The following is a 16,436-nucleotide window of genomic DNA, read 5'->3' on the forward strand; positions in this document are numbered from 1 at the left end:
ACGCAAGGAGCAAGCAATGACGACGACCCTCACTCTGCTCGGGGTGATCCTGGTTATCGGAGCCCTGGCCTATCGCCGGGCATCCCTGTTCATCTCCACCCTGGTCACCGGCGCCGCCCTGGTGCTTGGCGCCATCTATGGTCATGTGCCCTTGCTGGTATGGGCGCTGTTCGCGGTGATCGCCATCCCGCTCAATCTGGTGGAATTTCGCCGCAATCAAATAACCAAACCGCTGTTCAAGATCTACAAATCGATCATGCCGGAGATGTCCCGCACCGAGAAAGAGGCGATTGAAGCGGGCACAACCTGGTGGGAAGCCAATCTGTTCGCGGGCAACCCGGACTGGAAAAAGCTGCACGCCATCCCGGTCAGCACCCTCTCTGCCGAAGAGCAGGCCTTTATGGATGGTCCAGTCGAGGAAGTGTGCCGCATGGTGAGTGACTGGGAAGTGACCCACGAGCGCGCGGATCTCTCCCCCGAGGTGTGGCAATACCTGAAGGACAACAAGTTCTTCGCCATGATCATCAAGAAGAAATATGGCGGTCTGGAGTTCTCGGCCTACGCCCAGTCCTGCGTCCTGCAAAAACTGTGCGGTGCCAGCGCCGTGCTCGCCTCCACCGTTGGCGTACCCAACTCGCTGGGCCCGGGCGAACTGCTACAGCACTATGGCACTGACGAGCAAAAGGATTACTACCTGCCCCGCCTGGCGGTAGGTAAAGAGATCCCCTGCTTCGCCCTGACCAGCCCGGAGGCGGGCTCTGATGCCGGCTCCATCCCCGACTTCGGTATCGTCTGCAAGGGCGAGTGGGAAGGCAAAGAGGTGCTCGGTATGCGCCTTACCTGGAACAAGCGCTATATCACGCTCGCCCCCATTGCTACCGTGCTGGGTCTGGCCTTCAAACTGCGTGACCCCGAGCACCTGCTGGGTGAAGAGGAAGAGCTCGGCATCACCTGCGCGCTGATCCCGACTCACATCAAGGGTGTCGGCATTGGCCGTCGCCACTTCCCGCTCAACGTGCCGTTCCAGAACGGCCCGACCCAGGGTAAGGATGTATTCGTCCCGCTCGATTTCATCATCGGCGGCCCGGCCATGGCCGGTCAGGGCTGGCGCATGCTGGTCGAGTGTCTGTCAGTCGGTCGCGGCATCACCTTGCCCTCCAACAGCACTGGTGGCGTCAAGATGCTAGCCTTGGCGAGCGGCGCATATAGCCGCATCCGTCGCCAGTTCAAGCTGCCCATCGGCAAGATGGAAGGGATTGAAGAGCCGCTGGCCCGCATCGGTGGCAATGCCTACATCATGGGCGCCGCAGCCAACCTGACCGTGACCGGTATCGACCTTGGCGAGAAGCCGTCAGTCATCTCCGCCATCGTCAAATACCACCTCACCGACCGTGCCCAGAAGTGCATCATCGATGCCATGGACATCCACGGCGGCAAAGCCATCTGCATGGGCCCCAACAACTATCTGGCCCGTGGCTATCAGGGTGCGCCCATCGCCGTTACGGTGGAAGGGGCCAACATCCTGACCCGCAGCATGATCATCTATGGTCAGGGCGCTATCCGCTGCCACCCGTATGTACTGCCGGAGATGCTGGCCGCCAGCCACCCCGACAAGGAGCAGGCGCTAAAAGATTTCGACAAGGCAGTATTCAGCCACGTCGGCTTTGCCATCAGCAACCTGGTGCGCAGCTTCTGGCTCGGTATCACTGGCGCCCGCTTTGCCGCGGCCCCTTACAAGGATCAGACCAAGGGCTACTACCAGCAGCTCTCCCGCCTCTCGGCCAACCTGGCGTTCCTGTCAGACATGGCGATGGGTACTCTGGGTGGCGAGCTCAAGCGCAAGGAGCGGGTCTCCGCCCGTCTTGGCGACGTGCTGAGCCAGCTTTATCTGGCCTCCAGCGCCCTCAAGCGCTATCAGGACGAGGGACGCCAGCAGGCCGACCTGCCGCTGCTGCACTGGGCACTGCAAGATGCCATGTTCAAGGCACAAGAGGCGATCGACGAACTGCTGCGCAACTTCCCGAACCGCTGGATTGGGCTTGCCCTGCGCGCCGTGGTGCTGCCGCTGGGTCGTGACCTGAACCGTCCGTGCGACAAGCTGGACCAGCAAGTGGCCCGTCTGCTGCAAACCCCGAGCGAGACCCGCAGCCGCCTGGCCAAGGGGCAGTATCTGACCCGCGAAGAGGGCAACCCCTTCGGTCTGCTGGAGCAGGCGCTCGATGACGTACTGGCCGCCGAGCCACTGTTCGAGAAAGTCTGCAAGAGCGATGGCATCAAGCGCCCCTTCATGGCACTGGACAAGGTGGCCGACATCGGCCTGGCCGCTGGCGTACTGACCCAGAGCGAAGCCGAGCTGCTGCGCCGCGCCGAGGTAAGTCGCTTGCGTACCATCAACGTCGATGATTTTGACCCCATCGATCTGGTGGCCAACAAGAAGCTATTTGAAGCCTCTGCTTACCATCACGCGGCCTGATAACCAGCTATCGACAACGCCTCCCTTGTGGAGGCGTTTTTTATGGGCGCTCACCACTATTCACGGCCCGAACAGCCACCACTTGCACTCACAGCTCCCCCGACCAGCTGCAGCCCCCGTGTGGTCAGCCGGGAAAAAAGGCACAATAGCCGACAAATCGAATCACCAAGGAAGCCAAGATGACCCTTGAGCACCTGATCCTGTGGCGCCGCGACCTGCACCGCCTGCCGGAAGCCGCCTGGAAAGAGTTTCGCACCACCAGCCTGATTGCCCACCACCTGAGCGAGCTCGGTTATCGCATCGTGCTCGGCGACAAGCTGCTGGCCAGCAATCTGATGATGGGCCGTGATGTGGATGTGGCGGCCGAGAAGGCTCGCGCCCGCCGTCAGGGAGCCCATCCCGACTGGCTGGAGCGGATCGGCGATGTCACCGGACTGATGGGAGAGCTGGATACCGGCCGTCCCGGCCCGACCCTGGCCTTTCGCTTCGATATCGATGCGGTGGAGGTGGAAGAGTCCGACGCCGAACAGCACCAACCGCAGCAAGAGGGTTTTGCCTCCCACAACAAGGGGTGGATGCACGCCTGCGCCCACGATGGCCACACCGCCATCGGCATGGGGCTGGCCAGCCAGCTGATGGCGATGAAGGAGCAGCTTCGCGGCCGCATCAAGCTCTTCTTCCAGCCCGCCGAAGAGGGGTGCCGCGGTGGCAAGGCGCTGGCTGCCGGTGGCGCACTCGATGACGTGGATGCCCTGCTCTCGCTACATATCGGTATTCACGCTGGCAGCGGCGAGCTGGTGATCAATCCCACCGAATTTCTCTGCTCCACCAAGTTCGACGTCCACTTTATGGGCACCGCCGCCCACGCGGGGCTCGAACCCAATGCCGGCAGCAATGCGCTGGCAGCCGCCTGCATGGCCACCACCGCCATGCTCGGCATTCCCCGCCACCGCGACGGCATGACCCGCATCAACGTCGGCCAGCTTCACGCTGGCAGCGGCCGCAACGTCATCCCCGATCATGCAGAGCTACGCGGTGAAACCCGTGGCGCCGATAGCACGCTCAACGACTACATGTTCAGTCAGGTACAGCGCATCGTCGAAGGTACCGCCCTCGCCCACGGCGTCACCTACCGCATCATCAAACAGGGCGAGGCCATTGCCCTCGACAACAGCCCGGCGCTGCAGGCCGAGCTGGCGGCGCTGGCCCGCAAGCAGGGGCTCGCCACCATCCAGACTCGCCGCTTTGGCGCCAGCGAAGATGCCGGTTTTCTGATGGAGCGGGTGCAAAAGCAGGGGGGCGAAGCGGCTTACCTCATCCTGGGGGCCGATCTGGCGGCGCCGCACCATCACAACGAATTCGATTTCGATGAGCGGGTGATGCAAAGCGGGGTAGAGCTACTGGCCGCTTGGGCCCGTGCACGACTGGGTGTGGCAGAAGCAGCCCTCTCTTGATATCCCTTCGGCCAGTTCACCGGCTAACGGGATCAAAAAAAGGCGCCACGGCGCCTTTTTTCTGCAAGAAAGAACCGAGAGCTACTCGCGGTGCTTGCGATGCACATCGGGGCGACCACCGGTCACGCTATCGGCTCTCCCCTCCTCTTTGGCCTTCTCGGCCCGCTTTTTGCGCATCTCGCGGGGATCGGCGATGAGCGGGCGGTAGATCTCGATACGATCGCCGTCGTGCAGCGGCTCGCTCCCTTTCACCGGGCGGCTGTAGATACCGAACTTGTTGACCGCCAGATCGATCTCGGGGTGTTTTTGCACGATGCCGGACTGCTCGATGGCCGCCAGCACGCAGGTCTCGGGCGCCACCCGCAGGGCAATCACCGTCTGCTGCTGCGGCAAGGCATAGACAACCTCGATGTTGAGCTGGTCAGACACCGTAGACCTCCTTCGCCCGGTTGGAGAAGGCGGAGACCATGGAGCTCACCAGATCGCGGAATACCTGACCAAAGGCCACCTCGATAAGCTTGGAGGTAAACTCGAAATCGAGATCAAACTCCACCTTGCAGGCGTCGACATCGAGCGGGGTAAAGGTCCACCAGCCCGCCAGCTTGCGGAACGGGCCATCCACCAGCTCCATCCTGATCTGGCGGTTCACATCCAGCTGATTGCGGGTGGTAAAGGTCTTGGCAATCCCCGCCTTGGCCACATCGACCGACGCCATCATGTAGTCATCGCCAGCCTCGTGGACACGGCTGCCGACACAGCCGGGCAAAAACTGCGGATAGGCATCCACATCGTTAACCAACTTGAACATCTGTTCTGCACTGAACATCACCAGGGCACTGCGCGTAATTCGGGGCATGGCTTTTCCTCATCCAATCGGCGCGATTTTATCACCATGTTTGGGGTTGTGGAGGTAAAACCTCAGCCAAACCGCTCAGAAAGCCACCACTTGACCTGCTGCGCGTTTTACAGCCGCCCCTGCCTACGTATAATACGAGCTCCTAGTCATTGCCGGAAATCGCCCGTCATGAGCAAAAAAAACAGTAAAAACAAAGCCGGGTCCAGCACCATTGCACTCAACAGAACCGCGCGCCACGAATACTTCATCGAAGAGAAGATCGAAGCGGGTCTGTCCCTGCAAGGGTGGGAAGTCAAATCCCTGCGGGCGGGCAAGGCCAACATCAGCGAAGCCTATGTCATCTTCCGCGATGGCGAGGCCTATCTGTTCGGCTCCAGCTTCCTGCCACTGCAAGCGGCCTCCAGCCACGTGGTATGTGACCCGACCCGCACCCGCAAACTGCTGCTGAGCCGTCGTGAACTCGACAAGCTCGAAAGCCTGATCGCCCGTCAGGGCTACACCATAGTTCCCCTCGCCCTCTACTGGAAACAGTGTTGGGTCAAGGTCGAGATCGGCCTGGTGAAGGGCAAGAAAGAGCACGACAAGCGCGAAGATACCAAGGCCCGCGAGTGGGATCGGGAAAAAGCGCGCATCATGAAGAACAAGCATCGCGGCTAACCCGCTACTGCCAGGATCTGGGCGCCAGTTCACCTTCCCCCAGCGCAGCTGGCTCTTCAGGCTCAGCTGCGTACAATAAATCGGCAAACAGACTGGTTGCCAGAGGGAATGGGTATCAACGCCTTGCTATGACAGCATTTTTGCGTACAATCGCAATTAACAACTTGGGGCTGATTCTGGATTCGACAAGATTCACGAAACCCAAGGTGCATGCCGAGGTGCGGTAGGCCTCGTTAATAAACCGCAAAAAAATAGTCGCAAACGACGAAAACTACGCACTAGCAGCTTAATAACCTGCATAGAGCCCTTCTACCCTAGCTTGCCTGTGTCCTAGGGAATCGGAAGGTCATCCTTCACAGGATCGTGTGGAAGTCCTGCTCGGGGCGGAAGCATTAAAACCAATCGAGCTAGTCAATTCGTGGCGTGTCTCTCCGCAGCGGGTTGGCGAATGTAAAGAGTGACTAAGCATGTAGTGCCAAGGATGTAGTAATTTTGGACGGGGGTTCAAATCCCCCCAGCTCCACCAAACGTTTGGAAAGGGCCACCTCGCAAGAGGCGGCCCTTTTTATTTGTCCATGTCCATGTTGTTTACCGATATCAAACTGGTTGGATTTTTTTCCAATATCCCCCTTGAACTGGCCTTTGGCAAAAAAAATCAGGCGCATCACCGCGCAGGCTTTATCATCAGGTTGCCATCCCGGTACTAGACGGACTCACAGCCGCACATCGGCATGTCGTGGCCCAATATTGAGTAAATTGATGTTGGCCGCTGCATTTTAATGCACTTACAATATGCGCCCAATTCTGTTGGATTCCTTCTGATGCTCCGCCAATGTGATCGTCTATTCCTGTTTCTCCTGCTACTGCTCTGGGGCGTGGCGGCGCACGCCATTACCAGTCTGAATGAAGACGAATTTGATCTGTCTGAGCGCGCCTGGCTGTCATCACACCAGGAGTTGGTCATCGGCATGCCGATGATGGGTGACCCTCCATACAGCTATAAGGATGCAGATCAACGCTTTACCGGCCCAGTCCCCGATATTGCGCAGCAGATTGCCAGAACGCTCGGGTTGACCCTGCGCTACAAGGTTTACCCCTCCTACGTGGATGCACTGTCCGGACTTGACCACGGAGCAATCGACATACTGGTGAACGACCAGCCAAGCGAACAATGGCGATCCAATATTGTCTCCCTCCCGTTTTTGCTCTCCATGCCGCGCGGCGTGCTGCTCAACAATGGCAAAACGAAGTTGTCACGACAGGATGCCCATGGTTTGCACTGGATCTGTGTCACGGGAGTCAATGCCTGCAGTGAATTGAAAAAACTGGGATTTCCCCGTGTGACCGAGGCCGAGAGTCGCAGCGAAGCGGCCTTTATGCTCAAAAAGCGCATGGCTGACGCCTATCTTGCTGACATGCCGTCACTGGTGATGGTGAAAGATCAGCACCCCAAGGCTGGCTTCACCATTGCCACTCCGGAATGGGTAAGCGGCACGTCTCTCTCCATCAATATGAACCAGAGCGACCCGGCACTGGTCAGCCTGGTGAGCAAGGCATTCAACGAGATACCGGTTGAAGATCGTCGTCATATGCTGGCAGCTACCACGACTAGCCAACATGCGGACTCAGGAGCGGTAAAGTCTGTGCAGTTTACCCCTGAGGAGCAGGAGTGGCTCAACCAGCATCCTGAGCTGACTTACGGCGTCTCTCCGGACTGGACCTCCATGAGCGAATTCAATTACCGGGGCAGGCTGGTCGGTTATGTGGCGGACCTGATGACGCTGATGCAGCAAGTCTCTGGGCTAAAGTTCTCTCTGGTTCGCACCAATAGCTGGGGTGAAACCCAGAATATGCTGAAGCTGCGACAGATCGATTTTATTCCGGCCATATCCCCCAACCACGACCGCGGCCAGTTTGCGCTGTTCACCCCCGGCTATCTGTTTGTCGATCGGGTCGTTATTGCCCCCAAACGCAGTGCCGATATCACCGATCTCTCACTGCTGCGAGGGAAACGGGTCGGCATGGTGCATGGCTCGCTGGATAAAGATCTACTGACCCACATCGGCGCCCATCCGGTAGAGGTCAACAATGACAACCGCTTGCTGGAGCTGCTGGACACGGGCGATGCCGACTACGTGATGGTCACCCTTCCATCCATCAACAAGCGGGTGAGCGAACGCTATCAGGTGGTCTATGCCGGCAAAGACTTGCGCCTGCCGGTCGCCATGGCCACGCGCAAAGATCCCATGCTGCAGCGGATCCTTACCAAGGTGCTCTATTCGATACCGCCGGAGGAGCTCAATAAAGTGGAGAGGCGCTGGCTCTCCATGAGCGTGCAGACCGGCATCAACAGCGAAACAGTGCTGCTCTGGTTCGTAATAGGTGGCACGGCTGCCACTCTGCTGTTTGCCCTGTTCTGGGCCTGGAACCGCACTCTGAAACGGGAGATCGTGCAGCGACAACGGGCCGAGAAGACACTCAATGAACAGTTGGTGTTCATCCAGACCCTGCTCGACTCCCTGCCCAATATGGTGGCGCTGCGGGATCGCGATCATCGCCTGACCCTCAGCAACCGGGCATACCGCGAGCTGTTTGTCGGTGATGGGGAAGAAGGTGATCGCTGGGGCTATATGACCGAGGACGAGCGGCAACAGATGCTGCGCGAGGAGCGTGCGGTCTGGGAAACCGGTGAGATCTTCCAAGGATCGGGTTATACCCAGCGCGAGGGGGATGTTCCCCTTCACGTGGTCTACGTCAAGTTGCCCTATCGCGCAGCAGACGGCGCGATTCAGGGGGTGCTGACGGTATTGACCGATGTCAGTGCCCTCAAGGCCGCCGAAAACAAGGTGCGGGAAGTGGAGGGCAGGCTGCGGGACATCACCGACAGCATGCCGGGTCTGGTCTATCAATATCTCTGGCAAGGGGCCGGCAAGGGGAAATTCCTCTATCTGTCCCAGGGGGCCAGCGACATTCTCGGGATGACCCATCAAGAGTTGATGGCAGCCGAGTCTGGCGGCGTGATCTTCGGCTTGAACGACGAGGCATTGGCTGCCTTTGCCAATGAGGTGGCCCAACACGCGCGGACCCTTGAGCCGCTCGATATGGAGGTGCTGGTGCCCTCTGTTCAGGGGGCGCGCTATATCCAGATCCGCGGCAACTTTGTGGCGCAACAGGGCCATGATCGCCTGCTCAACGGCGTGGTGCAGGACATCACCGCCATCAAGCAACAGGAGCATGAGCTGCGCGAGGCGCGTGCCGCAGCCGAGCAGGCGATGCAGGCTCGCAGCCGTTTTCTGGCCACCATGAGCCATGAGCTGAGAACCCCCATCTCGGGTATGCACGGCATGCTGGAGCTGCTGCGCATGAGCGAGCTCAATGATGACCAGCGCTATCTGCTGCGCAATGTGGAGAGCTCGGCCAACCACCTGCTCTATCTGGTCAACGATATCCTCGACTTTTCCAAAATCGAGGCGGGTCAGCTGCACCTCAATCGCCAATCCTGCCGTCTGCAACCAGTGGTGTGCGACGTGATCCGCGGCCATGCCGCACTGGCCTACAGCAAGGGGCTGAAGGTCACGCTCCAGTGGGAGGAGCAACTCCCCGACCTAGCCGATATCGATCCGGTCAGAGTGGGCCAGGTGATTTCCAATCTGCTCAACAACGCGGTGAAGTTCACCGAGCAGGGCACCATTTCGATCCAGGCCAGCTATCAGGACCAGCAGCTGGTTATCGCTGTGACGGATACCGGCATCGGCATCGCCGAAGAGAAGCAAGCGCTGCTCTTTACCCCGTTCGAGCAGGTGGAATCCGATATCAATCGCCGCTTTGGTGGCACCGGTCTGGGCCTGGCCATCTGTGATCAGTTGGTGAAGAAGATGGGCGGCACCCTGACGGTCAAGAGCCAGCTCGGTGAAGGGGCCTGTTTCCGCTTCAGCATCCCGCTGCTCAATTGCCTGTGGGAACCACCGGCGCTGGCGGGCAGCGAATGGTGGTGGCTGGGTAGCGATGCCGCCTTGCAGGCCACCATGGCACGGCTCGGCGCCCGGTTAACCCCCCTCGATATCCACCAGCTCACCGCCGATCTCGACGGCCTGCTGTTGGCGGAAGAGGCCGCGCTGGAGTCCAATCTGGGGAGCGATTGGCACACCTTGCTGCAATCCGGCACCCTCAAGGGGGTCATCCTCTCCCCCCGCGAAGCGTTGCGGGGGCGCATGGGCTCGGAGAACTGGTGGCGCCTCGGCCAATCCCCCCTCTATCCGGATCTGTTGCTCGAAAGCTGCCGCGAACTGATCACCGGGCCAGCCGTGACCACCCATGCCGCCAACATCGAAAAACTGGGCGGGCGGGTGCTGGTCGCCGATGACCATCTGGTCAATCGCGCCCTGCTGACCCGTCAGCTGGCGATTCTGGGGGTGGAGTGCGAGGTAGTGGAAGATGGCGAGAAGGCGTTGCGCGCCTGGCAAACCCGGGATTTCGCCCTGCTGATCACAGACTGCCACATGCCGCACATGGATGGCTACACCCTGACCCGCCGCCTGCGGGAACAAGGGGAGCAGGCACCCATCATCGGCGTCACCGCCGATACCTCGGAGGAGGCGGCAGCCAATATGACGGTAGCCGGCATGAACGGCATGCTGTGCAAACCCTATTCGCTGGAGTCACTGCGCCAGATGCTGCTGCGGTGGTTGCCCGCGACTACGATCACAGAGAGAGTGCCCGCACGACAGGCCATCAATCTCGACATGATCGGTCGCTGGCAAGATCTGTTTGGCGATGAAGGGATTGCCAAAAGCATGGCAAGGGAGTATCTGGCCTCCAACCGGAAAGATTGCCACGCTATGATGAGCGCGCTCTCCTCCGATGATAGCCAGGAGCTGGTGGAGATCGCCCACCGCATCAAAGGGGCAGCCAGAATGGTCGGGGAGCTCTCCCTGGCCGAGCAGGCGGCGCAACTGGAATCGGCGGCCCGCCTCAAACAGTTGAGCGAGCTCGCGCTGCTGACACAGAGAGTGAAAGAACAGATGAACAATATTGAACGTGAAATGGGATTGTGGCTCGATGAGTAGAACGGCAGACGAGTTGGTCATCATGGTGGTCGAAGATCACGGGTTTCAACGCAAGACCCTGATGCACCAGATCCGGGCGCTCGGTTATCAGCAACTGCTGGAAGCCGCAGACGGCATCGAAGCCCTGGCGCTGTGCCAGAGCCACACTGTCGACATCCTGTTCTGCGATCTGCGGATGCCCGGCATGGATGGCATGGCGCTGCTGCGCCGCCTCTCGCTGGGTGGCTTTCGGGGCGGTATCATCCTCTCCAGCGCGCTGGAAGATGACGTGGTGGAGGCTGTGCTGCGCATGAGCGCGGCCTATGGTCTCCATGTGCTGGGTCGCATCGAGAAACCCTCCAGCCCGCAGCGGCTGCGCCAGTTGATCGACTCCTGGGCACCCAAGTCGGCCCCCTCGGGCAAGGACGATGGCCTCGTCCTGTCGGTGGACGAGCTCAAACGCGCCCTCGACAACGACCAGTTGCTGCCCTGGTATCAACCCAAGGTCGGCTTTGCGTCCGGCCAGTGGGTGGGGATGGAGGCGCTGGCCCGCTGGCAGCATCCGGAATATGGGCTGATCTCCCCCGGCATGTTTATCCCGCTGGCGGAAAACAACGGCCTTATCGACCAGCTGACCGATGTCATCATCAACAAGTCACTGCAGGATTGCCATCTGTGGGGCCAGACCGGCCTCTCCCTCAATCTGTCGATGAACCTCTCAACCACCTCGCTGATCGAGGGAGATCTCTGCCACTTCCTGATCAACCAGTGCCAGCGTTGGGGCGTCAATCCCGAGCTGATCACCCTGGAGGTGACAGAAAGCTCGTTTGTCGAGGATATCGGCAAGGCACTGGAGGTGCTGACACGACTGCGGATGCACGGCTTTGGCCTCTCCATCGATGACTTCGGTACCGGCTACTCCTCGATGCAGCAGCTGGCGCTGCTGCCGTTTACCGAACTCAAACTTGATCGATCTTTTGTAGATCGCTGCTATGCCGACCCCTCCCGTCTGGCCATCATCGAATCGAGCATCGAGCTGGCCCGCAAGCTGGGGCTGAAATCAGTCGCCGAAGGGGTGGAAGATGTGCAGACCTGGCAACTGCTGGCCAAGCTGGGGTGCGATATCTGTCAGGGCTTCTTTACTGCCCGCCCGATGCCGCGCAGCGAACTGCAGCACTGGCACCAGATCTGGCAAGCCCGGCTGCCGACCCTGATATCCGGCTGACCTCCCGCGACCAACCCTTTGGGCCAACAGGGCACCGACCGGCAACGTGAATGGCCACCTTGGAAAAGGTGGCCATTTTCTTTGTATCGGGCTCGCCACTCACGCATGCCCGCCCCCTATCCACCAACCTTTTATCCAACCGAGTGCCACCCACCCCCTTTGCTCTGTATGCGCCGCATGCCTTGAGTCACCATTGATGCAAAATAAGTTGCATCAAAAATGGTACTACTGGCGGATCACGTCTACCGCGAGCAAGAGCGGCCTCTCTTCTACCAGACGCATAAACTGACAATAAGACAATGAATTGCCTGCTGTAACAGGAATGATTCTCAACGATGCGCCGTGCCGATGAGGTAGACAAGACAACCTGAAATCGTTTTCCCTTTTGAACAACAAGCTGTCTAAAATCAAATAAAGTTGTAAATAATCTTTGTTATGGTGAGCGTATAGCAAGCGGCCTCCCTGTCGCTTCCCCTGCTGGCTCCGCCAGATGCAGCATTTTCTGCGCCTTGAAAGCGAGTTTATGACGCCATGATCACCATCACCCTCGATGGGGCTCAGTTGACGGTTGACCCGACCAGAACCCTGCTCCAGATAGCCAAACAGCACCAGACTGATATCCCCTCCCTGTGCGGTGACAACACCAGCGGCCCCAAGACGCCGTGCGACCTCTGCGTGGTAGAGATTGCCGGTCTCGGCATCCGCCGCTCCTGCGAGACGCGCCCCGAGGCAGGAATGGTGATCACCAGCCAAAGCGATGCCCTGCTCGCCCACCGCCAGCATGCCCTCGGCCGCATCCTCGCAGATCACTACGCCGATTGCGAAGCCCCCTGCCAGCGCGCCTGTCCGGCCGGGGTGGACATTCAATCCTATCTGCACCACATCGCCATGGGGGAGCACGAGGCGGCCATGGCCGTCATCAAGCAGACCCTGCCGATGCCCCTCTCCATTGGCCGGGTTTGCCCCGCTTTTTGTGAGGCACAGTGCCGCCGCGCCTTGGTAGATGAACCGCTGGCCATTCGTCAGCTCAAGCGCCATGCCGCCGATCTCGATCTGGCCGAGATTGCCCCCTATCAACCGGCAAAGAAGCCCGCCAAGGGCAAGCGGGTGGCCATTATCGGCAGCGGCCCGGGCGGCCTCACCTGCGGTTACTATCTGGGTTACGAGGGGTTCGAGGTCGATCTGTTCGAGGCGATGCCCGAAGCGGGTGGCTGGCTGCGCTACGGCATCCCCGAATACCGGCTGCCCAAGGCGATCCTCGATCAGGAGATTGCATTGATGTGCCAGAGTGGCATGCGGATCCACACCAGGCAGCGACTGGGCCACCAGATCACCCTCTCGGCGCTGTACCGCGACTATGATGCGGTCTGTCTGGCGGTTGGCGCTTCCAAGGCGGTGCCGATGGATTACCCGAGCAGCACCCTGGCGGGTTGTTATCTAGGGGTCGATTACCTCAAGGATCGGATGCTGGCCAAGCGGCTCACCACCGGCAAGAGGGTTGCGGTGATCGGGGGTGGTAATACCGCCATCGACTGCGCCCGCACGGCGGTCAGGCTGGGGGCTGAAACCACCCTTATCTATCGCCGCACCCGCGCCGAGATGCCCGCCGAAGCGTACGAAATCGACGAGGCGGAGCACGAAGGGGTGCGCTTTTTGATGCTCACCAATCCGGTTGAGAATCTGCCGGATAGCTGTGGTCGCGTCTGTCAGGTGCGCCTCGAGAAGATGGCTCTCGGCGAGCCGGACGCCTCCGGTCGCCGCCGCCCGGAGCCCACCGGCGAGTTCTTCCTTGAAGAGTTTGATACCGTGATTGCGGCGGTGTCACAGCAGCCGGATCTCAGCTTTATGGAAGGGGAATCCCTCACCCTCCCCTTCACCCGCTGGCAGACTTTAGAGTCCCACCCCGAGACCATGCACAGCGGCCACGGCAACCTGTTCGCCATCGGCGATCTGCGCCGCGGGCCAGCCACCGCCATCGAGGCGGTCGCCGATGGTCGCAAGGCCGCGCTGGCCATCGATCAGTTCCTTCACGGTGACATGGTCGATCCGGTTCGCCCCTTCAACGCCTGCAAGGCTCCCACACTCAAGCAGGTGGATCCCGCCCAGTTTGCTCACCTGAAAAAAGTCGCCCGCACCATCATGCCTCATCTGTCAAACACCGAGCGGGAGGGCAGCTTTGCCGAGGTGGAGCGTGGTTTGAGTGATGCCGATGCCCGCAGCGAAGCCAGCCGCTGCCTCGAGTGCGGCTGTCAGGCCAACACCGATTGTGCACTGCGCGACTACGCCACCGAATACAAGGTCGAGCAGAGCGCTCTCGATACCAGCCAGTGCCAGAAGTTTGCAGTGGATAACAGCAGCGAATTTATCGTGTTCGATGCAAACCGCTGCATCGGCTGTGGCCAGTGCGTGCAGACCTGTGGCGAACAGGCGGTACAAGGGGTGCTGCGCTTTGCCAAAAACAACGATGGCACCCTCTCGAACCGGCCGCAGTTCGACAGCGGGCTGGCAATGGGCGACTCCCACTGCGTGCAGTGCGGCGCCTGCGTACAGGTCTGCCCCACCGGCGCCCTGGTGGATGCCCGCGACAAGTCGCAGGGGCGCACCGAGCTGCTCACGCCGGTCAATACCATCTGCACCTACTGCGGGGTCGGCTGCGGCGTCACCCTCTATGTCGATAAGTCGCGCAACCGCATCCGCTATGTGGAGGGGAACCGCAACTCGCCAGTCAATCAGGGGCTGCTCTGCGTCAAGGGGCGCTTCGGCTTTGACTTTATCCAGAGCAAGGAGCGCCTCACGACCCCGCTTATCCGCAAAAATGGCGAGCTGGAACCCGCCAGCTGGCAGGAGGCCATCGCCCTGGTCGCCGAGCGTTTCACCGCCCTGCGCCAGCGCTATGGCAGCGATGCACTGGCGGGCTTTTCTTCGGCCAAAACCACCAACGAAGAGAACTACCTGTTCCAGAAGTTCATGCGCCGGGAGCTGGGCACCAACAACGTGGATCACTGCGCGCGGCTCTGCCACGCCTCCACCGTCACCGGGCTGGAGGCGTCACTCGGCAGTGGCGCCATGACCAACGACATCCCGAGCATTGATCACTCGGATCTCATCTTCATCATCGGCTCCGACACCTCGGCAGCCCACCCCATCATCGGCTCCCATATCAAGCGGGCCGTCATCACGGGCAAGGCGCGGCTGGTGGTGGCCGATCCCAAGCGGATCGAGATGGCGGACCACGCCAGCCTCTATCTGGCCCACCGCCCCGGCACCGACGTGATGCTGCTCAACGGCCTTATGCAGCAGATCATAAAGAACGAGTGGCACGACAAGGCCTATATCGCCGAGCGGGTGGAAGGGTTCGAGGCGCTGCAAGCGGAGGTGCTCTCCCCCGCCTATGCACCGGACAAGGTCGCCCTCGTCACCGGCGTACCGGCCGAGCAGGTGATTGAGCTCGCCCGCCTCATCGGCACCGCCGAGCGCACTGCCATCTACTACTCCATGGGGATCACTCAGCACACCACCGGCCACGACAACGTACGGGCCATCGCCAACCTGCAACTGCTGTGCGGCAACATCGGCATCGAAGGGGGCGGCATCAACCCGCTGCGGGGCCAATCCAACGTGCAGGGCGCCTGTGACATGGGGGCGCTGCCCAACTGCCTGCCCGGCTATCAGAAGGTGGCCAACCCCGAGGTTCATGCCCGCTTCGCCGCCGCCTGGCAGCAGCCGAACTTGCCGCGTACGCTCGGCCTCACTCTTACCGAGACCATCGATGCCGCCTGTGCGGGCAACATCAAGGGGCTCTATGTGATGGGGGAAAACCCGGTGCTGAGCGATCCGGATCAGCACCATGTCATCGAGGGGCTCAAGCAGCTGGAGTTTCTGGTGGTGCAGGATATCTTCCTCTCGGAAACTGCCCAGCTAGCCGATGTGGTGCTCCCCTCCTGCTCCTTTGCCGAGAAAAGCGGCCACTTCACCAATACCGAGCGGCGGGTACAGCGCATCTCCCCCGCCCTCAAGGCGCCGGGGGAAGCACGAGAGGACTGGTGGATCATCCAGCAGATTGCCAATGCAATGGGCGGCGACTGGCGCTATCAGAACGCCCAGGAGATCACCGCCGAGATCTGCCAAGTCACCCCGCAATACGCCGGCATCCAGTGGGACAAGGTTGGAGCACAAGGGCTGCAGTGGCCCTGCAACGACGCGGCGCCCGAAGGCACTCGCCTGCTCCACGCCAAGCAGTTCACCCGTGGCAAGGGGGAGATGGTCGCGACCCCGTTCCGCTATGCCGCCGAACTGCCCGACGAGACCTATCCCATCGCGCTCACCACCGGCCGCCTGCTGGAGCAGTTCCACACCGGCACCATGACCCGCAAGACCAGGGGGCTCGACAAGCTGGCCGGGCCGCGGGTGATGATGAGCGTGGTGGATGCGCAGCGGTTGGGGATCAGCAACAGCGAGCGGGTCAAAGTCACCAGCCGCCGCGGCCATATCGAACTGCCCGCCTTCGTCACCAAGCGGATGCAGCCGGGTGTAGTCTTTATCCCGTTCCACTTCGCCGAAGCCCCGGCCAACCGGCTCACCATCAATGCCACCGACCCCCACGCCAAGATCCCCGAGTTCAAGGTAGCTGCGGTGCGCATCGACAAGCTGGAATCCTCATCGCAAGCTGGAGAGCTATCCATGCAGAAGGAGCCAACCAAGCCAGACATCGAGGTTGCCTGAAGGG

General features: G+C 60.6%; 8 protein-coding genes and 1 other RNA gene. 7 read left to right on the forward strand and 2 right to left on the reverse strand.

Going from position 1 to position 16,436, the window contains the following annotated elements; genetic code table 11:
- The first annotated feature begins 16 nt into the window (after positions 1 to 16).
- Positions 17 to 2,473 carry an acyl-CoA dehydrogenase FadE gene (fadE, locus tag ACTG2J_RS14480; RefSeq protein WP_439989506.1) on the forward strand — a complete coding sequence of 819 codons (2,457 nt, stop codon included), beginning with the start codon at positions 17 to 19 and terminating at the stop codon, positions 2,471 to 2,473.
- A gap of 179 nt (positions 2,474 to 2,652) precedes the next feature.
- Positions 2,653 to 3,927 (forward strand): amidohydrolase, encoded by a 1,275-nt coding sequence (locus ACTG2J_RS14485; RefSeq protein WP_439989505.1) that lies wholly within the window; start codon positions 2,653 to 2,655, stop codon positions 3,925 to 3,927.
- A gap of 81 nt (positions 3,928 to 4,008) precedes the next feature.
- Here ACTG2J_RS14485 and ACTG2J_RS14490 read toward each other — a convergent pair whose 3' ends face one another.
- Together ACTG2J_RS14490 and ACTG2J_RS14495 are read right to left on the reverse strand one after the other, a co-directional pair.
- Entirely contained in the window at positions 4,009 to 4,356 is a 348-nt protein-coding gene (locus ACTG2J_RS14490) for an RnfH family protein (RefSeq protein ID WP_005353535.1), read from the reverse strand.
- A complete protein-coding gene (locus tag ACTG2J_RS14495; RefSeq protein ID WP_005334496.1) occupies positions 4,349 to 4,783 on the reverse strand; it encodes an SRPBCC family protein in 435 nt (144 codons plus the stop codon). The genes ACTG2J_RS14490 and ACTG2J_RS14495 overlap by 8 nt, the downstream gene beginning before the upstream one ends.
- 168 nt (positions 4,784 to 4,951) lie before the next feature.
- Here ACTG2J_RS14495 and smpB point away from each other — a divergent pair, with 168 nt between their 5' ends.
- The 5 genes from smpB to fdhF all read left to right on the forward strand — a co-directional run bounded on the left by smpB (position 4,952) and on the right by fdhF (position 16,432).
- Positions 4,952 to 5,440 carry an SsrA-binding protein SmpB gene (gene smpB, locus ACTG2J_RS14500; protein WP_005334498.1) on the forward strand — a complete coding sequence of 163 codons (489 nt, stop codon included), beginning with the start codon at positions 4,952 to 4,954 and terminating at the stop codon, positions 5,438 to 5,440.
- Positions 5,441 to 5,606: 166 nt separating this feature from the next.
- Positions 5,607 to 5,966: a transfer-messenger RNA gene (gene ssrA, locus ACTG2J_RS14505) on the forward strand.
- Positions 5,967 to 6,261: 295 nt separating this feature from the next.
- Positions 6,262 to 10,506 (forward strand): ATP-binding protein, encoded by a 4,245-nt coding sequence (locus ACTG2J_RS14510; RefSeq protein ID WP_439997626.1) that lies wholly within the window; start codon positions 6,262 to 6,264, stop codon positions 10,504 to 10,506.
- A complete protein-coding gene (locus ACTG2J_RS14515; protein ID WP_005353540.1) occupies positions 10,499 to 11,710 on the forward strand; it encodes an EAL domain-containing response regulator in 1,212 nt (403 codons plus the stop codon). Before ACTG2J_RS14510 ends, ACTG2J_RS14515 begins: the two co-directional genes overlap by 8 nt.
- Positions 11,711 to 12,241: 531 nt before the next feature.
- Positions 12,242 to 16,432 carry a formate dehydrogenase subunit alpha gene (gene fdhF / locus ACTG2J_RS14520; RefSeq protein ID WP_439997627.1) on the forward strand — a complete coding sequence of 1,397 codons (4,191 nt, stop codon included), beginning with the start codon at positions 12,242 to 12,244 and terminating at the stop codon, positions 16,430 to 16,432.
- Positions 16,433 to 16,436 lie beyond the last annotated feature (4 nt).

The sequence above is a fragment of the Aeromonas sp. 6P genome (assembly GCF_051919525.1).
GTDB classification, from domain to species: domain Bacteria; phylum Pseudomonadota; class Gammaproteobacteria; order Enterobacterales; family Aeromonadaceae; genus Aeromonas; species Aeromonas veronii.